We start from the raw sequence: 18,568 nt of genomic DNA, 5'->3' as shown, positions 1-18,568 counted from the left end.
TTTGGTGGCGATGGCGGAGGGGTTCCACGCGTACCCATCCCGAACACGACCGTTAAGCCCTCCAGCGCCGATGGTACTTGGACCGAAGGGTCCTGGGAGAGTAGGACGCCGCCAAGCACTAAAACCATTGTTGAGTGTTCAGCAATGGTTTTTTTGTTTTATATAAAAGTTGAAATGGAGGCTAAATTGTCTCCAATAGGATGACATTTTTGTTACCGACACTTTGGATGATACAAGTATAATAGAAAAGTGCAAATAGTAAGAATAGCCTTGATACGAATGAACTACTGTTAAATTCATAAACTGAATTTTCTTGTGTCTTTAGATGCATGGTAGAGGTAAGGAGGATTTAAGGTATGAAGCCAACCAAACCTTTCTGGATGCTACTTGTTTTTTGTATAGTTGGTATAATGCTGGTGGGCTGCGGAGCGAAGCAGCCTTCCTGGGATATATTTGAGGGTGCACTGAACGAAAAGAGTTTTCCGGTTCCGAAGGAAGCTAATTCTCCTGACCGGACAACCACAAATGTAGCAATGGACTATGTACGTTATTCTTTGCCTGGATTAAAGGAGAAGGATAGTATACCAGAGCCTTATTTGAATACCATCAAGGAATGGGGCTGGGTAGAGCAGGACGAAGAAGAGAAGACGGGCTCGCGAGTTTTTCAGAAGGACGGACTGACTGTGCATTTATCTGTTCATGATGATTACTTTATCGTGATGGTTCCGAAGGAAAAGAAGACCTCTGTTAAAAGTCTGGGAGGAAAATAGGTAAAGGCCATCCTTAATCGGATGGCCTTTATTTGATATGGGTTATTTTCGCGGAAGCCTGTGTAACAGAAGCTATTATGTTAACTGGTTATTGCGAGTAATAGGAAGCATCCGCCGGGTTGAACTTGAGCATGCCTTCCTTGCTTTCCCGTCGTAGCCGGAGCAAGATATATAGTCGCGGCAGTAGCAGCCAAAGGTGACATACCACCAGTGAGGCTGTAAAGGCAGGCGGGGACCACACAATAAAAAGTGCTGCGATGCAAAGGCCGATCCAAAAATTATGCAGCTGGACTTTCCGGAATATGCGATAGCTGATGTACTGATCCGGCATGTAGCCGAGCCAGGGGAGCTTCAAGGAGATGCCCCATCTTTTAGCGATAGGGTGGCCCATAATGACCAGGACTGATCGTGAGATCACATATTGTATCCAAAAGACAACAGGTGCAGCGATAATCATGAAGAATATACTCCACCAGGAGAGAAATACTGTTTCCAGCACCAGACACACCATAGGGATTGTAATATAGATACTCAGGAGCGATTGGGTCAGGTTAATTTTTCGGATTAGTTTATATTGATAGAATGTAGCTGCACTTTTCGTGTTGGGTTCCATAAAAAAGGACGGACCTCCTCGTAAGTTCTCAATGTTTTTAATATCGGCTGATGAAGGCTTTTTCTTAACTGAACTGTGAAGAACCCCGAGGGCAGGACCTGAATATAGATAAATTACAATCATATAGATATGAAAATACTATGAAAAGGTTTAAAATGATAGAAGGTGTATCATACTGTTCTTAAAAGAGTCAAGGTGGGATGCTAAATGGATCAGCAACCGGAACAAGCTTGTATCATTTGTGGACAGATGAAAGAGGAAGGTATTGTGATTGTCTCACATTTTATTTGCGAGGATTGTGAGGCTGAGATGGTGCGCACTGAAGCAGAGGATGCTAAATATCGCTTTTTTATCGGTCAGATGAAGAAAATCCAACTTCAAAAAAACGCTTGAGGCCACAATTGCAAGCGCAGGATTAGAAATAGAACTAAGGTTGGGCGGTGGATCGGTGTCACGTTGGTTGCAGAATAAGTTATATATACGGCTTCACCGTTCTTTTGACGGCGGAGCCGTTTTGTTGTGCTTCTATAAAGAGAAACTGCGGCATAGGCGTTTGCGCATATTTGCGATACAATAGAGGTTAACCCTACCGGAAGGAATGGATAATGGATAAGGACAAGCGCAGTAGTGCGCCTATATATGAGATGTTAGAGCAATACAAAGCCCAGGGTAATACTTCTTATCATGTTCCTGGGCATAAGAATGGCAAAGCGTATGAAGACGCACCTAGGGAAGCTGGGTTTCTGGGTGAAATTATGGAGTATGATGTAACTGAAATTACAGGGACTGATGATCTCCATCACCCAGAGGGTGTAATCAGGGAAGCGCAGGAGCTGGCGGCAGATTGCTTTGGAGCAGAGGAGAGTTTTTTTCTGGTGGGTGGCAGTACAGCCGGTAATCTGGCGTTGATCCTGACAGTATGTCCTGAACCTGGCATGATTTTGATTGTGCAGCGCAATGTGCACAAATCGGTTATTCACGGGCTAATGCTCGCAGGTGTGCGGGCGGTGTTCCTGGAGCCTGAGATGGACACCTTGAGCGGACTTGCAGTGGCTCCGGCGGCGGAGACGGTGCAGGCTGCTCTTGCAGCGTATCCTGAAGCCGCCGGGGTGCTAGTAACCATGCCGAACTATTACGGCATGGGCAGCGATCTTGCGCCTCTAGCGCAGGCCTGCCACGATAGCGGGGTACCGCTATTGGTGGATGAAGCGCATGGCGCGCATTATGGGCAGCACCCGGCTTTGCCTGCCGGGGCGCTGATGCGTGGTGCGGACGGTGTCGTACAGTCCACGCACAAAATGCTGTCCGCGCTCACCATGGGGGCCATGCTGCACGTTCAGGGACCGCGTATTGACCGGGCCCTGCTGCGGCAGCGGCTTGCCATGGTGCAGAGCTCCAGCCCATCGTACCCGTTGATGGGCTCGCTGGACCTGGCCCGGCGACTGCTGCACAGCCGGGGCCCCGAAGCCTTCACGGCGGGACTTGCCGCCGTGGACGTACTGCGGCGCGGCCTCGCAGAGCTGCCGCGCTACAGGCTGCTGCAGCCGGCTGCGCCGCTGCAGCACACCGCCGGTGGCTATGCCACCACCGCCGGAAGTGACACGCCGCCGCTGCGCGGGGCGGCTTATACTACACAGGACCCCTTCAAAGCCGTCCTCCATGACGGCGCCGGGGTCCTGGGCGGCTTCGAGCTGCAGCGGCGGCTCGAAGCTAAGGGCTGTGTGCCGGAGATGAGCGACGCCCGGCACGTAGTGCTGTTGTTCAGCCTCGGATCCTCGGCTGAGGACGCGCAGCGGCTCTTGCACGCGCTGCGGGAGATTGACGAAGAGGAGCGCGCGACAAGAGGAACACAGTGGGGGGCAGCCGATAAACCATATGTAAGCACAGAGAATGAATCGGCTGCTGTTTCTGCGGAGACTTCTTCTCAAATTCAGGAACATCATGTCATCCATAAACAAGACGGACAAGCAAAGTTGATCGCGAACGCCAATGTTTCCACGTGGAACATTTTTAACAGGGAATTATTTTCAGATCCGGTACCTTTTTCGCTGAAGCCGGTGTCATCCGGAGATATGAAGCCGAAGAGGCTTGCAGACAGCGCAGGAGAAATAGCAGCTGAAATGGTTATTCCTTATCCGCCAGGCATACCACTGCTTTATCCGGGGGAAAAGATCACAGAGTCTGTATGTCTAAGGCTAATGGATTTGGCCAACGGCGGTGCGAAATTTCAGGCGTGTGCGGATTCCGCATTGCAGCATATAATGGTATACAACAAGAAGAAAGGCGGAGAGGATTAAGTGGAACGACAAGGTTTCTTTATCACACTGGAAGGGGGGGAAGGGTCCGGAAAGACTACCATTATAGGGAGGCTGGCGGCTTACCTGCAGAATCGTTCTATCCCGTACCTGATTACCCGGGAACCCGGCGGAATTGAGATTGCCGAGAAGATCCGTTCCATTATTCTTGATCCGGCGCATACCGCAATGGACTCACGTACGGAAGCATTACTATATGCAGCAGCCCGCAGCCAGCATTTGGCGGAGGTTGTCGAGCCAGCTTTAGAGGAAGGGCTTACGGTACTGTGTGATCGCTTTGTCGACAGCAGTCTCGTGTACCAAGGATATGCCAGAGGTCTTGGTATGGAAGCGGTGTGGGAGATCAATCGTTTTGCTATCGGTAACCGTATGCCGGATTTAACCTTCTATCTCGATATTGAACCCGAGGTGGGTCTGTCACGAATCGCTGCCAACCAGGACAGGGAAGTGAACAGACTGGATCTGGAGAGCCTGGCTTTTCATGAGAAAGTCCGTGAGGGTTACAAGCTCGTGGTAAATAACAATCCGGACCGAATTGTCGTGCTGGATGCCGGACGTCCGCTTCATATGGTGGAGCAGGATATTGTAAGAACACTGGAAGAGAGAGTATTAAAGGGTTTTTGATGAGTTTTGTCAAATATATAAGGATAGCTGATCTGTATCCAGACAGCTCCATATTTCTTTAAGGAGGGAATGCGAAGATGAAGTTGATCGTAGCGATTATCCAGGATAAGGACAGTAACCGGTTGTCCAGTGAATTGGTCAAAGCTAATTTTCGTGCAACCAAGCTTGCCAGTACAGGAGGATTCCTGCGAGCGGGCAATACTACCTTCATGATTGGGGTGGAGGACGTTCAGGTTGAATCTGTACTGAGTGTCATCCGCAACAGTTGCAAGGTACGTGAGCAGCTAGTCACTCCAGTAACGCCGATGAGTGGTACGACAGATTCATATTTGCCGCTTCCTGTAGAGGTTCAAGTCGGTGGTGCGACCGTATTTGTACTTCCTGTTGACCGTTTTGAACATTATTAAAGCACTCCTGTAGAACACATTATTCTTGAAATATCAGGAAGAGCATCTCAAGCTGTAGCCCTTCTGATATTATTAATAAAGGCGGTAGATGAACCTTGAAGATCAACCCGGGTTACAGACCTCTGAAGAGTGAGCTTTCCAACGCGGAGGGGCTGAACAAGCCAGTTCAGCAAAAAACGTTCTCCGATGTGTTCCAGCAGCAGGGAGAACAGAAGACGAAGGATGAGCTAAACCGGCAAATTCGGGAAATCCAGCTCCAAGGAGACCGTTTGTCCAAATCCATGACGGTTCGAGAACTGTCTATCTACCGGACGTTGATCAAACGGTTTTTGGAGGAAACGGCACGGCGCGGCGTAATTCTGAAAGAAACAAAGGGCTGGGATCGTCGTGGTCGCAGCAAACGCTACAAACTGCTGGAAGAGATTGATACTGCGCTGTTATCGATGGCAGACGATCTGCTAAGCAGTGAGCAAGGCCGTATAGATCTGTTGGGCAAGGTGGGAGAAATCCGAGGATTATTGTTAAACCTTGCTTTTTAAGAGTGATTTGGGAGGAATTTATGTCTTTTCATGATATATTGGGTCAGGAGGATGCCAAAAGGCTGCTTCAGAACGCACTGCGCAATGATACCGTGAGCCATGCCTATCTGTTCAGTGGGCCATCTGGCAGCGGACAGATGAGTACGGCGCTAACATTCGCCCAGGCCATATTTTGTACAGTGTCAGACGATGATGCTTGTGGGGAATGCCTGGAATGCCGAAAGGTAGAGCATGGCAATCACCCGGATCTGACGATCCTGCGGCCTGATGGAGCCAGCATCAAGATTGACCAGATTCGTGAGCTGCAGCGAATGTTCTCGTACCGGTCCGAAGGTGTTAATCCGAAGATCTATATTATAGATGAAGCGGACAAAATGACGGTGCAAGCCGGCAATAGTCTGCTGAAGTTTCTTGAGGAGCCTTCGGCACCGGCAGTGGGCATTCTGATCTCGGACAATAGCCGGGCGCTGCTGCCGACGATACAATCGCGAACTCAGCGTATCCCATTCAGTCCTGTACATCCGGATCTAATGCTGCAGGCGCTTGCTTCTGACGGAGTTCCGCTTCCCTTGGCCCGCTGCGGCGTATCCTTGACCTCCGGTCTTGAGGGCTGCAGGCAACTTTTGGAACAGAATTGGTTTGCAGAAATGAGAAATCTAGTGTTACAATTAGCAAAGGAGTCTTTGGGCAAAGGCAGCTCCGCGCTTGCAACTGCGGGGGTGAAGCTGTTCAAGACCGGGCTCGGTGAACATTTGGATACTCTATTCAGCATGTTCCATCTATGGTTCAAAGATATGCTCTACTTCCTGTACCGAAAGCACGAAAGTATCGTTTTCATAGATCAGTTAGACTTTATTTCCAGACATGCCCGTCAGCGGACTACGGAACAGTGGGTTGGATACATGGAGTTTGCTGCAGAGAGCAAAAGAAAGCTGCGCTCCAATGCCAATGCCCAGCTTTGTCTGGAGCAGTTCTTAATCCGTCTGGAAAGCTAAAGGATAATTATGAATATCCTCCATATGTCGCTTCAGCCTGGAAATATTGGTGTAACCGATGAGGAAGGACAAGCATGCATTACCAGGGAGCGGACTTGCCCTTAGGTTCCTTTTACCGGCAAACAAGGGGGTTAATTTTTGTACAGCGTAGTAGGTGTCCGCTTCAAAAAAGCGGGTAAAATATATTACTTCGATCCGCTGGATTTTCCGATTGAACGGGATCAGTGCGTGATTGTTGAGACGGCACGTGGGGTGGAGTACGGTAAAGTCGTCATTGGCAAAAAAGAGGTGCAGGAGTCTGACGTTGTGCTGCCTCTGAAGAAAGTCATGCGTATTGCCGGTGAAACCGACGCACGTGTGGTGGAAGAGAACAAGGGTGCGGCAAAAGATGCCTTTACCACCTGTTTAAATAAAATTCGTGATCATGGCCTTAAAATGAAGTTGGTGGATGTCGAATTCACGTTTGACCGCAACAAAATCATCTTCTATTTCACGGCTGAGGGACGTGTCGATTTCCGTGAATTGGTCAAGGATCTGGCAAGTATCTTCCGTACCCGGATCGAGCTTCGGCAGATTGGTGTGCGTGATGAAGCTAAAATGCTGGGTGGACTGGGTCCCTGCGGGCGGGTTCTCTGCTGTTCATCCTGGCTGGGCGATTTCGAGCCGGTATCTATCAAAATGGCCAAGGATCAGAACCTTTCGCTCAATCCGACCAAAATTTCCGGATTATGCGGACGGCTTATGTGTTGCTTGAAGTTTGAGCATGATAATTATGAAAGTGTGAAGGAAGAAATGCCGGCAGTCGGTAAGATGGTCATTACCTCTTTAGGGGAAGGCAAGGTTGTAGGCATTAATGCCGGAAACCGTACGATTCATGTGCAGCTGTTTGAAGTGGGCAAAGTGAAGGAACTTCCAATGGATGATGTTGTCGTCAAGTAAACCATATAAGGTTACTTTCGGGGTGGAAACTTGGAGAAGAAAAATATATTTGCACACATGCAGGATATGGAAGCGCAGATGGAAACGATGCGCGCCAATCTTGGCGAATGGAAACAGACGGTAAAAGAACTGATGGAAGCCAATCAAAGGCTCAGTCTCGAAAATGAACAACTTAGAAAAATATTAAAGAGGGAAGCACCCCTAGATCCTAACGTGGATTCGGCGGAAGCAGAAGCGCTTCTGGCGGCAAGCGAAGGAACAGAGGAGGTTGTCGGGGAAGGTTATGATAACCTGGCCCGTCTATACCATGAGGGCTTCCACATCTGTAATGTTTACTTTGGGCATTTGCGTACAGAGGGTGATTGTCTGTTCTGTCTTTCTTTTCTTAATAAATGAGGATATCCAGCCGTAGGGGATTTACGCCTACGGTTTTTTTGTAATATAGAAGAGATTTATGGTATTTCAATTTTTCAAGGGTAAGGAGAGCTACAAGATGAATTCGTTCAAAGATTCAGCCATTCCGCTGCTTCCGTCGGAGCGAGTGGATGATTTATTGACCCATGATTTGCATATTATACAAAGCGATGAGGTATTCAGCTTCTCGATGGATGCTGTGCTGCTGGCCCGATTCGCAGGTATTCCGCCGCGTGGAAGAGTGCTTGATCTCTGCACCGGTAATGGCGTTATTCCTATGCTCCTGACTACACGTACTAGTGCTTCTATAGAAGGAATCGAGATTCAACCTCGTCTTGCTGACATGGCCCGCCGCAGTGTGGCTATGAATGGCCTGGAGGAGCGGATTGTCATTCATGAAGGCGACTTGCGGGAGCTGCATACAGTGGCTGGCTATGGCGTATATGATGCAATCACCGTGAATCCGCCATACATGCCGCTGAACGGGAGTGATCTCAAAATGAACACACACCAGGCGATGGCCCGTCATGAACTGGGCTGTACACTGGAGGAGGTCATTCAGGCCTGTGTCCGGCTTGTCCGTACTGGAGGTAAAGTGAGTATGGTACACAAGCCGCAGCGTCTTGCAGATATTATCAGCCTGATGCGGCAGTATAGACTGGAGCCGAAAAGTATCCGTTTTGTGCATCCGCGTGCACATCTTGAAGCGAATATGGTGCTGATCGAAGCAGCGCGTGACGGGAAGCCGGAGGTGCGTTTGCAGCCGCCGCTGATCGTTTATAATGAGAACAATGAATATTGTCCGGAGATCATGGACATCTATTTTGGAGCCGGAGAGGGTAGATCATGACAATATCTTGCCAGAGTAGTTTTCAAAACAGTAAAGATGGAGGGCGTCCAGAAGGGAGCGGTTCCCTTTATCTTGTAGCTACACCGATTGGCAACTTGGAGGATATGACTTATCGTGCTGTGCGCACCCTCCAGGAGTGCGATATTATCGCTGCTGAGGATACACGAAATACGCGAAAACTGCTGAGCCATTTTGAAATTACCCCATCCATGCTGTTCAGCTATCACGAGCATAATAAGGCGGCAAGTGGGCCGGAGCTGATACGCTATATAATAGAAGGTAAAAATTTGGCGCTTGTCAGTGACGCTGGTCTGCCGGCCATTTCTGACCCCGGTTCTGACCTCGTCGCGCTTGCTATTAGCCATGGTATCCCGGTCATTCCTGTGCCTGGTGCTAACGCTGCGTTGTCCGCGCTGATCGCTTCCGGCTTGCCGACGACAACGTTCACTTTTGCCGGTTTCTTGCCCCGGGAGCGAAAAGACATTCGTGCAGTATTATCCCCTCTGCGTTCTGCCCAGGGAACACTGTTGTTTTATGAGTCTCCGCATCGGGTACTTAAGACCTTGGAGCATTTGCTGGAGACGTTCGGCAACCGCCGTATCGTTCTGGCCCGTGAGCTGACCAAGCGGTACGAGGAATTTCTGCGTGGAACGATTGAAGAGTGTAGCGCCTGGCTAGCTGACTATCCTCCGCTTGGGGAATATGTCATTGTCGTTGAAGGCGAGAGTAAAGAAGAGGCAGCTGCTGCCGAGTCCGCTTGGTGGCGTGAGCTGAGCATTGAAGAACACGTTGCCCACTACGAGACCAACGACATCCCCCGTAAAGAAGCTATGAAAAAAGCGGCTTCCGACCGCGGCGTCGCCAAACGGGATATTTATAATGCGCTGCTGGAGCGGGAATAGCGTTCGAAGAAATTCATTAATATGGATTTAAATGTATAAATTGGACAGTGAAAATGATGTTTGATAATGCTGAGGGAATATTGGGAAAACATTAAGTGGTTATTTTGAAGAAGTAATGTTTACGCCGAAGTAAGGCAATTCCCGAAGGGAGAGCCGCTGCGGTCCGCTCATCGCAACTCATCAGCCGAATTCATTGTACGCCAACCGCCGACGTCAGCCGATTCCCGAAGGGAGAGCGATGAAGCCCGTCGTCAGAAGCTCACTCAGGGTTAGACGTATCACCCAGCGCTAACGTAAGGCAATTCCCGAAGGGAGAGCGGCCGCAATCCGCACGACGTAACTCATTCGCCGAATCAGCTGTACGCCTATCGCCGACGCAAGCCGTTTCCCGCAGGGAGAGCGATGACCCCCCCGCCATCTGTAGCAAGCTGGGGTTAGACGTATCACCCGGCGCTAACGTAAGGCAATTCCCGAAGGGAGAGCCGCTGCGGTCCGCTCATCGCAACTCATCAGCCGAATCCATTGTACGCCAACCGCCGACGCCAGCGGATTCCCGAAGGGAGAGCGATCCCCCCCCGTCGTCAGTATCTGACTCGGGGTTAAACGTATCACTCAGCGCTAACGTAAGGCAATTCCCGAAGGGAGAGCCGCCACAGTACGCACGACGTAACTCGTCCGTCAAATGAACTGTAGGCCAACCGCCGACGCCAGCGGATTCCCGAAGGGAGAGCGATCCCCCCCGTCGTCAGTATCTGACTCGGGGTTAGACGTATCACTCAGCGCTAACGTAAGGCAATTCCCAAAGGGAGAGCCGCCGCAGTCCGCTCGTAGTAACTCACCCATCCGCACCGCATGACAAGGCCCAGAGGGCCGGGCCTACCACTACCGCCTGCTTCCGTCTGCGATTGTCGAACTGTCCGCGGGTGTGCCCTTTCGGGTGTCCAGAGGGCTGGCAGCCCTTTGGGGCCCTCCCTACAGGGAGGGTTTGGGAGGGTGCCCCCACAAAAAAAAGTGCCCCCCGCATAAACGGAGGGCCAAGGAGATATAAAAAGGTTAGAATTAACAATTTGATTTATTCTTATTATATACTATTTGTTTTAGTTTGTCACAGGGGTAGGGATAGTAGAAATGCATTCATGACAAACAATTTTTCCTTTGAAATAAGTTACGTTCTCGGCATTGCCACAGAAGATGCAGGCAGGCTCATATTTCTTAAGCATGATCCGCTCACCGTCCACGTAAATTTCGAGCGCATCCTTTTCACCAATGCCAAGCGTACGGCGCAATTCAATTGGAATAACAACCCGTCCCAGTTCGTCTACTTTTCTTACAATTCCTGTTGATTTCATCATAGCCATCGTTGCCCCTTTCAAATATCTAAAGCGTCATTATTCGACATTCTTCACTGTTTTATGATATCCATAATACCAACGATTCCCAAAACAGTCAACCTTTTTTCTAACGAATTTTAGGGTGATTTTATGGAAATGTACAGTGCTGTTAGGTTTGAAGCAAAACCACCCATAAATTACATAAATAAATTTTGTCGATTCAACCACTCATTTTGTGTCATAATTCGACAAAGTGCGACATTATTACCCATTATATACCGCCAAGCGCGAAATGACTAATTAAAATTAGATGAAGGAGTTGATCTCATGAAGAAGCCGCTCACAGAAGAGAAGGTTTTCAAAGATCCGGTTCATAATTACATTCACGTGCAGGATGTAATCATCTGGCGTTTGATTAATACTAAGGAATTCCAACGCTTGCGCCGGATTCGGCAACTAGGTACCTCTTATCTGACTTTCCATGGTGCAGAACACAGCCGATTCTCGCATTCTCTTGGTGTCTATGAAATTACCCGTCGAATTATTTCCCAGTTTGAACGGAGTGGATATAAAGGTTGGATACCGGAAGAACGATTGCTCACGCTCTGTGCAGCGCTGCTTCATGATTTGGGGCATGGCCCGTTCTCGCATTCTATAGAAGAAGCATTTGAAATGAACCATGAAGACTGGACGTGCCGGATCATTCTGGAGAACACAGAAATCACCAATATTCTGCGGGATGTAGAGGAAGATTTTCCTCAAAAAGTCGCTTCAGTTATCGCCAAAACCTATGAGCACGAAATTGTTGTCAATTTGGTGTCCAGTCCCCTCGATGCTGACCGGATGGATTATCTGCTGCGGGATGCATATTACACTGGCGTGAATTACGGTACGATTGATATCGACCGAATTCTGCGAGTGCTTCGTCCCTATAATGGAAGAGTTGTAGTTAAAGAATCAGGAATGCATGCGATAGAGGACTATCTGATGTCGCGGTATCAGATGTACTGGCAGGTATATTTTCACCCGGTAACCCGGAGTTCTGAAATCATTTTACGACAGATTTTCCGCCGGGCTAAAGAGCTGTACTTAGAGGGATATAATTTTAAATTTATGATTCATCCGCTGGGTGATTTGCTTCAGGGGGAAGTGACAGTGCAGCAGTATTTGCTGCTAGATGAAGCGTTAGTTCAAACGGCCTTCATGCAATGGACACTGGAGGAGGATGGACTGCTGAGCGACTTGTGCAGCCGGTTTATTCATCGTAAACTGTATAAATATGTGGAGACGGAGAGTCTCAATCAGGAGACAATTGACGAAATCCGCCGCAGTTTTGCGGGAGCCGGGCTGGACCCGGAATATGATCTGGAAATTGATTTTCCGTCAGACCTTCCGTATGATGTGTTTCGTCCGGGAGAGGGTTTTGACAGCAATCAAATATTGCTGCTTGACCGGAAGGACCGGCTCCGTGAAATCTCGGAAGTCTCAGATATTGTACGTTCCATCAGCGGCATTCACCGTGGAAGATATCACCTGTATTTTCCTCAAGACAAGCTGAATAAGGCGCTTTCACAACTGCCTGACTCTGTTGCTGAAATATTCGCAAAATAAAGATTAAATAGTCATCTTTAAACATAGAAACCAAGAACATAGAGACCAAGACCGGGAGGACAACAGTACATGTACTTATTCGACACACATACCCATCTGGATGCTCCGCAATTCGACGAGGACCGCGAACAGGTCATTGCTCGTGCGGTAGAGGCCGGTGTCAGCAAAATGATTAATATCGGATTCAATCGGGAGACGATCCCAACCACGATGCAGCTCGCAGAAAAGTATGATTATATTTATGCAGCAGTGGGGTGGCATCCACAGGATGCGATTGACATGAAGGAGGGGGACCTTGATTGGATTGCCTCGCTATGCAGCCACAAAAAGGTCGTCGCCATTGGTGAGATCGGCCTCGATTATTACTGGGATACCTCTCCCAAGGACGTGCAGCACGAAGTCTTCCGCAAGCAGATCGGACTAGCCCGCGAGCTGAAAATGCCAATCTGTATTCATGATCGAGATGCTCATGAGGACGTAGTGAGAATTCTCCGCGAGGAGAAGGCTAACGAGATTGGCGGTGTAATGCATTCCTTCTCCGGTAGTTGGGAAACAGCGAAAATGTGCTTGGATTTGGGATTCCACCTATCCTTCGGAGGCCCGATAACGTTCAAGAATGCAAGGGTTCCCAAAGAGGTGCTGGCGCAGACGCCGCTGGACCGTTTATTGATCGAAACAGACTCCCCGTATCTGACGCCACACCCCTTCCGTGGGAAGCGAAATGAGAGCGCCCATGTCAAGTTGGTGGCAGAAGCTGCGGCAGAAATTAAAGGGATAACTTGGGAGGAATTGGCTGAAATTACGTATGCGAACGCACTGGAACGATTTGGCATTGAGTGAAATCGGGAGCAAACACGGTGAAAAATAGAGTATAGCCGATGTATTAAACTTTTTTAACAAAAAAACAGCCGAATATTACAATATTTTAACCATATATTTGCGTAAACGTGGTTGAATCGTCCTTTACAACATGCATCAAAACAGGATATCATCTTTTCAGTGCAGTGAGCTGTTGTTACAGTGACAGCCCACGCTATCATGGATCGTCTCGCTGAGTCTCCGTATGGAGAACGGGGGAACCAATATTGTTTGCCGTATACAGAGTACATCAAGTACAGCTTAGAATGCCGCAGACAGTAGTTGATTTCTTCACGTGGTCTTTGGGGTGAATTTTAGGGCAACCGCCGTGAGCGGGTGACCCGAGATAGGGCGTCTCTCTTTCGTCCGAACCCGACAGCTAACCCCGTAAGCGAAAGTAAGAGAGGAAACCTCGTGCATGAGCCGCGTATTCTGACATCGGAGAAGCCACGAAAGAGTCCTCATAGAACTCTTTTAGGCTTCTTTTATTTTGAATATTGCGCATGTACCCTGCATACTGTTATATAACAGATGTGGGGGGAGCACTATGCCGGGCAGGCGATCCATGAGCAGGAGACGCAAAGGTATTGCAAATAGCGTGTCCTGTGACAATCTCGAATAGTTTCGTCCGAATGATAACAGTCATCTTGGTATACAGCTGACGACGGGGCTATGTAAGGAGGATGGAGAGAATGGGCGTATTCCAACCAGAAGTATCCCATGATTCGCAATCATCCAGCAGGTCTTACGCTTTACGGTGGGAACAAGTGAACTTTCGCGTACTTTCACTTGCCGGCGTGTTATCGATTTTGATCACGCTGATCATTCTGCTGTACGTGCACGGTCAAAGCAGCAAGCAGATCACTTTAGTAATTGACGGGAAAACGCAGTCTCTGGAAACGCGTGAAGCGATTCTCAGTGATGCACTAGCAAAAGAGCAAATTTCGCTGCAGCCGCATGATCAACTATCTATAGGCCTTAGTGATGAAATAAAAGACGGCGACCGTGTCGTGATTAACCGTGCGCAGCCATTCAGTCTTACTGCGGATGGTGCAAAAAAGATTTTTTATACGACCGAGAAAACAATCGGTCAGGCCATCAAGAAGCTGGGTATTGCCCTCGAAGGCCATGATAAGATTTTCCCTTCGCTAGATACCACTATCTCTGCCAATATGGATATCAAGATTGTCCGCATTAACAAACAAACTGTACAACGGACAACGAACTTGCCATATCGAGTCATCAAGACGGCAGACCCCTCCCTTACTAAGGGAACAGTTAGAGTGGCACAGGCGGGCGCACCAGGCGTCATGATCCAGCACATCGAAAAGATTTATCAAGACGGTGAACTGGCTTCCATGCGTATGGTCGGGAAAGAAGTACAGACGGTGACCAAAGACAAGATTATCGCCGTTGGCACAAAGCCTCTCCCTAAACCTGTTACAGTGGCCCAAACAACAACTTCCAAAACAGCTAACGCTACCAATTCAACAAAAACCAGTGCCAAGAGCAGCAATGTCGCCACTAAATCGGGCGTCAATTTTGAATACAAGAAATTAATCAAGAACGTCTCGATGACTGCTTATTCTTCAGAAGAACCGGGCATTGGAACTCGTACCGCCTCCGGCACACGCGTAACGGAAGGACGTACGATTGCAGTGGACCCTAATGTGATTCCTATCGGCTGGTGGGTATATATCGAAGGCCTGGGCTTCCGCCGTGCAGAAGATACTGGTGGTGCTATCAAAGGCAATAAGGTGGATGTCTACTACGATTCGTTGAACCATGCACGTAACTTCGGACGCAAGTCGCGTACGGTGTATGTGATTGGACCTGTAAAACCGGAGCTTAACTAAGCCCTGGCTTTTGCAAAATTAGGTTGAATCAGCTATAGTGAGGGTAGCAGTTAAGAATAACATGTGCTCATGAAATGATCGCAGAGCTACCGCTCATCACTTATACATTCTTTAGCCAAAAAGAAGGGGAGCGAATCCTCTTCTTTTTGCGTTTACGAGAAGGAGTCAACACTATGATCAAGGAAGTGATCGTTGTCGAAGGCAAGAGCGACACGATAGCCATCAAGCGGGCGGTGCAGGCTGATACCATTGAGACTGGCGGCTCCGCGGTGGACAAGAAGGTAATTGCCAAAATCGCGCTCGCCATGGAGCGGCGGGGCGTGATCATTCTAACCGATCCGGACCACGCGGGAGAGCGTATACGCAAGATTGTTTCAAGCAAGGTGCCAGGCTGCAAACATGCCTTCATCCCCGAGAAGGATGCGACCCGTAAGGGTGATATTGGCGTGGAGAATGCTACACCTGAGGCGATTCGCCACGCGCTGGCACATGTACATACGTCCTTTGAGGGCGCACCGGCCCTGATCGGGCTGGATGACCTGATGGCAGCAGGTATGCTCGTGCATCCCCGGGCCGCAGAGCGGCGGATGGCACTTGGCAATCTGCTTGGTATTGGGTACTGCAATGGCAAGCAGCTCTTCAAGCGGCTTGCAATGTTTGGTATTACGCGGGAGGAGTTTGCCGGAGCCCTCGCCCAAATTGAACAGGGAGGCATAACTTCATGACTGACAAAGAGAGCGTTTCAACCCCTAAACGGACAAAGGAAATCATTCAACGGTACGGATTCTCATTCAAAAAAAGTCTGGGCCAGAACTTTCTGATTGACCAGAATATTCTCGACAAAATTGTAAATGCTGCTGAACTGGACGATACTGCAGGTGCTTTGGAGATCGGTCCTGGAATCGGGGCGCTGACAGAGCGCCTGGCACAAACGGCGGGTGCGGTAACGGCGGTGGAAATCGACAGACGGCTGATCCCGATTTTGAAGGATGTACTGTCGCCATATCCTCATGTGAAGGTTCGTAATGATGATGTCCTGAAGGTGGACTTACAGCAACTGTTCAAGGAGGACTTTGCCTCCGTAGATCGAGTAAGCGTAGTTGCTAACTTGCCCTACTACGTTACAACGCCGATCCTTATGAAGCTGCTAGAAGAGAAGCTGCCGCTTGATAATATCGTTGTTATGATCCAGAAGGAGGTTGCCGAACGGATGGCAGCATCTCCAGGTGGCAAAGAGTATGGCAGTCTGAGTATCGCCGTGCAGTATTACAGTGAGCCTGAGTTGGTCTGCATTGTGCCGCATACCGTATTCATCCCGCAGCCAAATGTGGAGTCGGCAGTGATCCGACTCAAGGTACGGGAGCGTCCGCCTGTAGAGGTTGCCGATGAGAAGCACTTCTTCGATGTGGTACAGGCCTCCTTTACCCAGCGGCGCAAGACGATCGCTAATAACCTCAAGGCCCGTTTCTTCCCGGGAGAGGGACGCGAGCGCCTGGAGGCGCTGCTAAGCGAAGCAGGAATCGAGCCAACAAGACGCGGAGAGACACTTAGCTTGGAGGAATACGCCCGGCTAAGCGGAGTTCTTTTGGCTGCAGGAGTCGTCTGAGTTAAGCAGAAACGTCTCCCAGCCTTAACTGGAGGCAGATATTTTAAAATCACGCTGGAATATGAACCAACCGCGGCCTTTGCCCATACGATGGGGTAAAGGTGGTGTTTTGATGAATTCAGGAGACTTGGTCGTTCGCAAATCTTATGGCGGTGACGTGACTTTTCGAGTAGAGCGCATCGTACAGACCGGAGCCGTTATCAAGGGGACAGAATTCCGTCTGCTGGCGGATTCCCCCCTGGACGACTTGGTACAGGTGCCTCCTACCCGGATCACAGAGCTGGGGCAGCGAGCGCAGATAAAGGCAAAGGAATCGTTGACACAGCTGCACAAGGACCGTCAGGACCAGACACAGCGCAGCGGTAACAGTACGGGCGGGCTGTGGAATCAATCCTCTGCAGAAGCGGCTTATTTTGAAGTGCCAGGCAAAGTGCTGCATTTGGACGGGGATGCGTCCTATTTGAATAAAAGCCTTAGCTTGTATGAGCAATTGCGGATTCCTGCGGAGGGTCACCATGTTCATGAGGCTTCCATGGCGGATACGCTACACCGGCTACTGCCCCGTGTCCGTCCGGATATAGTGGTGATTACCGGTCATGACGGGGTGTTAAGGCAGCAGCATACTTATGATCTCTACAGCCTGAACAGCTACAAAAATTCGCAGAATTTTGTGTCCGCGGTTCGGGTCGCCCGAGAGTATGAGCGGAATTTTGACTCGCTCACCATTATTGCGGGTGCTTGCCAATCGCATTTTGAGGCACTGCTGGGCGCAGGCGCTAACTTTGCCAGCTCGCCGGGACGGATTCTGATTCACGCCCTGGACCCTGTCTATGTGGCCGCCAAAGCGTCATTCACCTCCGTCCGGGATACGGTTAACCTGAACGATGTGCTTAACAATACCATCAGCGGCAATCAGGGTGTGGGGGGCATTGAGACACGCGGCAGCTTCCGGGTGGGGATGCCACGCTTGCAGAACCTCTCTGCGCTGAAGGTTACCCCTTCAGTCGTTTAACACGCGTTTACGTGTCTTAGAGAAAGAGGGAGCCGTCTCACGGCTATATAAATTATCAGAGCCGGGCGGAAGCCCGGTTCTTTCTTTTTCTGGAAAAAAGGGTCATTCGCTCATAATCTGGCGGGAACAGGACACACTCCTCATAAGGACAATTCAAGCTCAATCGATTCAGATGAACAGCTATTACCGATAACAAGGTAATTATTACAGCCGATCTTTCCTCTGGAAAAAATCCATTGACATCCCTTTTGGCATAATTTATAATTATTTATTTACTTTGACAAGGACTGTAAAATGATGTATAATGGACAAGGAAAGAGGTGGTCGTCAGGCAATGGCTAATAACGCGCTGTTGGAAATCAAACGCAGTCTCGAAGCTCACGTCGGTCATAAGATTACGCTACGTGCAAATGGTGGTCGCCGTAAAACCGTCGAACGCACCGGTGTCCTGGAAGAAACGTACCCTTCTGTTTTTATTGTCAAACTAGATCAGGAGCAGCAAACGTTCAAACGAGTCTCCTACAGCTATGCCGATATACTTACCGAATCTGTGGAAATCACAGTGTGTGAAGATGACGGGCAGATGCGGATCATGTATATTAAATCTTAACGATTCATGGGCAGCCTCCTTTTGGGGGGCTGTTTTTTGTTGGATGAATGATCTCTTCCGCTGGCAAGCATACTAGTAAGGCAAGTTGCTCATCATCAAATATGCATTAAGGGAGGAACCTTAAGTGAGCCGAAGAAGACGTAGCACGATGTCGGAGGAACTGAAGACCGAGCTGGCCAAGGAACTGGGCTTCTATGATACTGTGGAGCGTGAAGGCTGGGGCGGAATCAGAGCGAAGGATGCCGGGAATATGGTCAAGCGGGCCATTCAGCTCGCTGAGCAGGCTGCACGCAGATCGGATTGAGGCTTAGGGTGT

21 protein-coding genes, 1 rRNA gene and 1 riboswitch are annotated in these 18,568 nt (G+C 49.4%); of the genes, 20 read left to right on the top strand and 2 right to left on the bottom strand.

What is annotated here, in order from left to right:
• Positions 1-117 (top strand): 5S ribosomal RNA (gene rrf / locus HPT30_RS04240).
• A 239-nt stretch (positions 118-356) separates the two neighbouring features.
• Positions 357-770, top strand: coding sequence for a hypothetical protein (locus tag HPT30_RS04235; RefSeq protein WP_175370237.1), 414 nt, complete (start codon positions 357-359; stop codon positions 768-770).
• An 88-nt stretch (positions 771-858) separates the two neighbouring features.
• On the opposite strand, the gene HPT30_RS04230 is transcribed toward HPT30_RS04235, so the two are convergent.
• Positions 859-1,383 (bottom strand): hypothetical protein, encoded by a 525-nt coding sequence (locus HPT30_RS04230; protein WP_175370236.1) that lies wholly within the window; start codon positions 1,381-1,383, stop codon positions 859-861.
• 207 nt (positions 1,384-1,590) lie between these two features.
• Between HPT30_RS04230 and HPT30_RS04225 the strand changes: the two genes are divergently transcribed.
• From HPT30_RS04225 to rsmI, 10 genes are all read left to right on the top strand, one after another.
• A complete protein-coding gene (locus HPT30_RS04225) occupies positions 1,591-1,776 on the top strand; it encodes a sigma factor G inhibitor Gin (protein ID WP_066368015.1) in 186 nt (61 codons plus the stop codon).
• Between the two features lie 212 nt (positions 1,777-1,988).
• Complete coding sequence (locus HPT30_RS04220; protein WP_175370235.1) at positions 1,989-3,680, top strand: aminotransferase class I/II-fold pyridoxal phosphate-dependent enzyme; 1,692 nt, start codon at positions 1,989-1,991, stop codon at positions 3,678-3,680.
• A complete protein-coding gene (gene tmk / locus HPT30_RS04215; protein ID WP_175370234.1) occupies positions 3,681-4,322 on the top strand; it encodes a dTMP kinase in 642 nt (213 codons plus the stop codon).
• Between the two features lie 77 nt (positions 4,323-4,399).
• Positions 4,400-4,729, top strand: a complete 330-nt coding sequence (gene darA, locus HPT30_RS04210; RefSeq protein WP_066368004.1) for a cyclic di-AMP receptor DarA — start codon at positions 4,400-4,402, stop codon at positions 4,727-4,729.
• Between the two features lie 95 nt (positions 4,730-4,824).
• Complete coding sequence (locus HPT30_RS04205; RefSeq protein ID WP_175370233.1) at positions 4,825-5,268, top strand: YaaR family protein; 444 nt, start codon at positions 4,825-4,827, stop codon at positions 5,266-5,268.
• A gap of 20 nt (positions 5,269-5,288) precedes the next feature.
• Positions 5,289-6,263 carry a DNA polymerase III subunit delta' gene (gene holB / locus HPT30_RS04200; protein ID WP_175370232.1) on the top strand — a complete coding sequence of 325 codons (975 nt, stop codon included), beginning with the start codon at positions 5,289-5,291 and terminating at the stop codon, positions 6,261-6,263.
• 138 nt (positions 6,264-6,401) lie between these two features.
• Positions 6,402-7,202 (top strand): PSP1 domain-containing protein, encoded by an 801-nt coding sequence (locus tag HPT30_RS04195; protein WP_066367989.1) that lies wholly within the window; start codon positions 6,402-6,404, stop codon positions 7,200-7,202.
• A gap of 30 nt (positions 7,203-7,232) precedes the next feature.
• On the top strand, positions 7,233-7,598 hold the full coding sequence (gene yabA, locus HPT30_RS04190) for a DNA replication initiation control protein YabA (RefSeq protein ID WP_066367987.1): 366 nt from the start codon (positions 7,233-7,235) through the stop codon (positions 7,596-7,598).
• 97 nt (positions 7,599-7,695) lie between these two features.
• Positions 7,696-8,466 (top strand): tRNA1(Val) (adenine(37)-N6)-methyltransferase, encoded by a 771-nt coding sequence (locus HPT30_RS04185; RefSeq protein ID WP_175370231.1) that lies wholly within the window; start codon positions 7,696-7,698, stop codon positions 8,464-8,466.
• Positions 8,463-9,368 carry a 16S rRNA (cytidine(1402)-2'-O)-methyltransferase gene (gene rsmI / locus HPT30_RS04180; protein ID WP_175370230.1) on the top strand — a complete coding sequence of 302 codons (906 nt, stop codon included), beginning with the start codon at positions 8,463-8,465 and terminating at the stop codon, positions 9,366-9,368. Before HPT30_RS04185 ends, rsmI begins: the two co-directional genes overlap by 4 nt.
• Positions 9,369-10,465: 1,097 nt before the next feature.
• Here the strand turns inward: rsmI and HPT30_RS04175 are convergent.
• Positions 10,466-10,720 (bottom strand): AbrB/MazE/SpoVT family DNA-binding domain-containing protein, encoded by a 255-nt coding sequence (locus HPT30_RS04175; RefSeq protein ID WP_042123095.1) that lies wholly within the window; start codon positions 10,718-10,720, stop codon positions 10,466-10,468.
• A 306-nt stretch (positions 10,721-11,026) separates the two neighbouring features.
• Between HPT30_RS04175 and HPT30_RS04170 the strand changes: the two genes are divergently transcribed.
• From HPT30_RS04170 to HPT30_RS04135, 8 genes are all read left to right on the top strand, one after another.
• Positions 11,027-12,310 (top strand): HD domain-containing protein, encoded by a 1,284-nt coding sequence (locus HPT30_RS04170; protein WP_175370229.1) that lies wholly within the window; start codon positions 11,027-11,029, stop codon positions 12,308-12,310.
• Positions 12,311-12,379: 69 nt separating this feature from the next.
• Complete coding sequence (locus tag HPT30_RS04165; RefSeq protein WP_175370228.1) at positions 12,380-13,150, top strand: TatD family hydrolase; 771 nt, start codon at positions 12,380-12,382, stop codon at positions 13,148-13,150.
• A gap of 199 nt (positions 13,151-13,349) precedes the next feature.
• Positions 13,350-13,577: riboswitch (cyclic di-AMP (ydaO/yuaA leader) on the top strand.
• Positions 13,578-13,860: 283 nt separating this feature from the next.
• Positions 13,861-15,024, top strand: a complete 1,164-nt coding sequence (locus HPT30_RS04160; protein ID WP_175370227.1) for a resuscitation-promoting factor — start codon at positions 13,861-13,863, stop codon at positions 15,022-15,024.
• A gap of 173 nt (positions 15,025-15,197) precedes the next feature.
• Entirely contained in the window at positions 15,198-15,749 is a 552-nt protein-coding gene (gene rnmV / locus HPT30_RS04155; RefSeq protein ID WP_175370226.1) for a ribonuclease M5, read from the top strand.
• Entirely contained in the window at positions 15,746-16,630 is an 885-nt protein-coding gene (rsmA, locus tag HPT30_RS04150) for a 16S rRNA (adenine(1518)-N(6)/adenine(1519)-N(6))-dimethyltransferase RsmA (protein ID WP_175370225.1), read from the top strand. Before rnmV ends, rsmA begins: the two co-directional genes overlap by 4 nt.
• A gap of 112 nt (positions 16,631-16,742) precedes the next feature.
• Positions 16,743-17,642, top strand: coding sequence for a sporulation peptidase YabG (yabG, locus tag HPT30_RS04145; RefSeq protein ID WP_175370224.1), 900 nt, complete (start codon positions 16,743-16,745; stop codon positions 17,640-17,642).
• Between the two features lie 334 nt (positions 17,643-17,976).
• Positions 17,977-18,252 (top strand): biofilm formation stimulator Veg, encoded by a 276-nt coding sequence (gene veg, locus HPT30_RS04140; RefSeq protein WP_066367960.1) that lies wholly within the window; start codon positions 17,977-17,979, stop codon positions 18,250-18,252.
• A 124-nt stretch (positions 18,253-18,376) separates the two neighbouring features.
• A complete protein-coding gene (locus tag HPT30_RS04135; protein ID WP_066367955.1) occupies positions 18,377-18,556 on the top strand; it encodes a small, acid-soluble spore protein, alpha/beta type in 180 nt (59 codons plus the stop codon).
• Positions 18,557-18,568: the final 12 nt, after the last annotated feature.

Origin of the sequence: Paenibacillus agri (assembly GCF_013359945.1) — a bacterium.
GTDB classification, from domain to species: Bacteria; Bacillota; Bacilli; order Paenibacillales; family Paenibacillaceae; genus Paenibacillus_AQ; species Paenibacillus_AQ agri.
The sequence above is the reverse complement of the archived record's forward strand: the minus strand, read 5'-3'. Positions and strand labels throughout refer to the sequence as shown.

Bases quoted from the DNA above. Each gene is read 5' to 3' on its own strand.
- HPT30_RS04235 (WP_175370237.1), top strand. From the start codon at position 357: ATGAAGCCAACCAAACCTTTCTGGATGCTACTTGTTTTTTGTATAGTT.
- HPT30_RS04230 (WP_175370236.1), bottom strand. From the start codon at position 1,383: ATGGAACCCAACACGAAAAGTGCAGCTACATTCTATCAATATAAACTA.
- HPT30_RS04225 (WP_066368015.1), top strand. From the start codon at position 1,591: ATGGATCAGCAACCGGAACAAGCTTGTATCATTTGTGGACAGATGAAA.
- HPT30_RS04220 (WP_175370235.1), top strand. From the start codon at position 1,989: ATGGATAAGGACAAGCGCAGTAGTGCGCCTATATATGAGATGTTAGAG.
- darA (WP_066368004.1), top strand. From the start codon at position 4,400: ATGAAGTTGATCGTAGCGATTATCCAGGATAAGGACAGTAACCGGTTG.
- holB (WP_175370232.1), top strand. From the start codon at position 5,289: ATGTCTTTTCATGATATATTGGGTCAGGAGGATGCCAAAAGGCTGCTT.
- HPT30_RS04185 (WP_175370231.1), top strand. From the start codon at position 7,696: ATGAATTCGTTCAAAGATTCAGCCATTCCGCTGCTTCCGTCGGAGCGA.
- rsmI (WP_175370230.1), top strand. From the start codon at position 8,463: ATGACAATATCTTGCCAGAGTAGTTTTCAAAACAGTAAAGATGGAGGG.
- HPT30_RS04175 (WP_042123095.1), bottom strand. From the start codon at position 10,720: ATGATGAAATCAACAGGAATTGTAAGAAAAGTAGACGAACTGGGACGG.
- HPT30_RS04170 (WP_175370229.1), top strand. From the start codon at position 11,027: ATGAAGAAGCCGCTCACAGAAGAGAAGGTTTTCAAAGATCCGGTTCAT.
- HPT30_RS04165 (WP_175370228.1), top strand. From the start codon at position 12,380: ATGTACTTATTCGACACACATACCCATCTGGATGCTCCGCAATTCGAC.
- HPT30_RS04160 (WP_175370227.1), top strand. From the start codon at position 13,861: ATGGGCGTATTCCAACCAGAAGTATCCCATGATTCGCAATCATCCAGC.
- rnmV (WP_175370226.1), top strand. From the start codon at position 15,198: ATGATCAAGGAAGTGATCGTTGTCGAAGGCAAGAGCGACACGATAGCC.
- rsmA (WP_175370225.1), top strand. From the start codon at position 15,746: ATGACTGACAAAGAGAGCGTTTCAACCCCTAAACGGACAAAGGAAATC.
- yabG (WP_175370224.1), top strand. From the start codon at position 16,743: ATGAATTCAGGAGACTTGGTCGTTCGCAAATCTTATGGCGGTGACGTG.
- veg (WP_066367960.1), top strand. From the start codon at position 17,977: ATGGCTAATAACGCGCTGTTGGAAATCAAACGCAGTCTCGAAGCTCAC.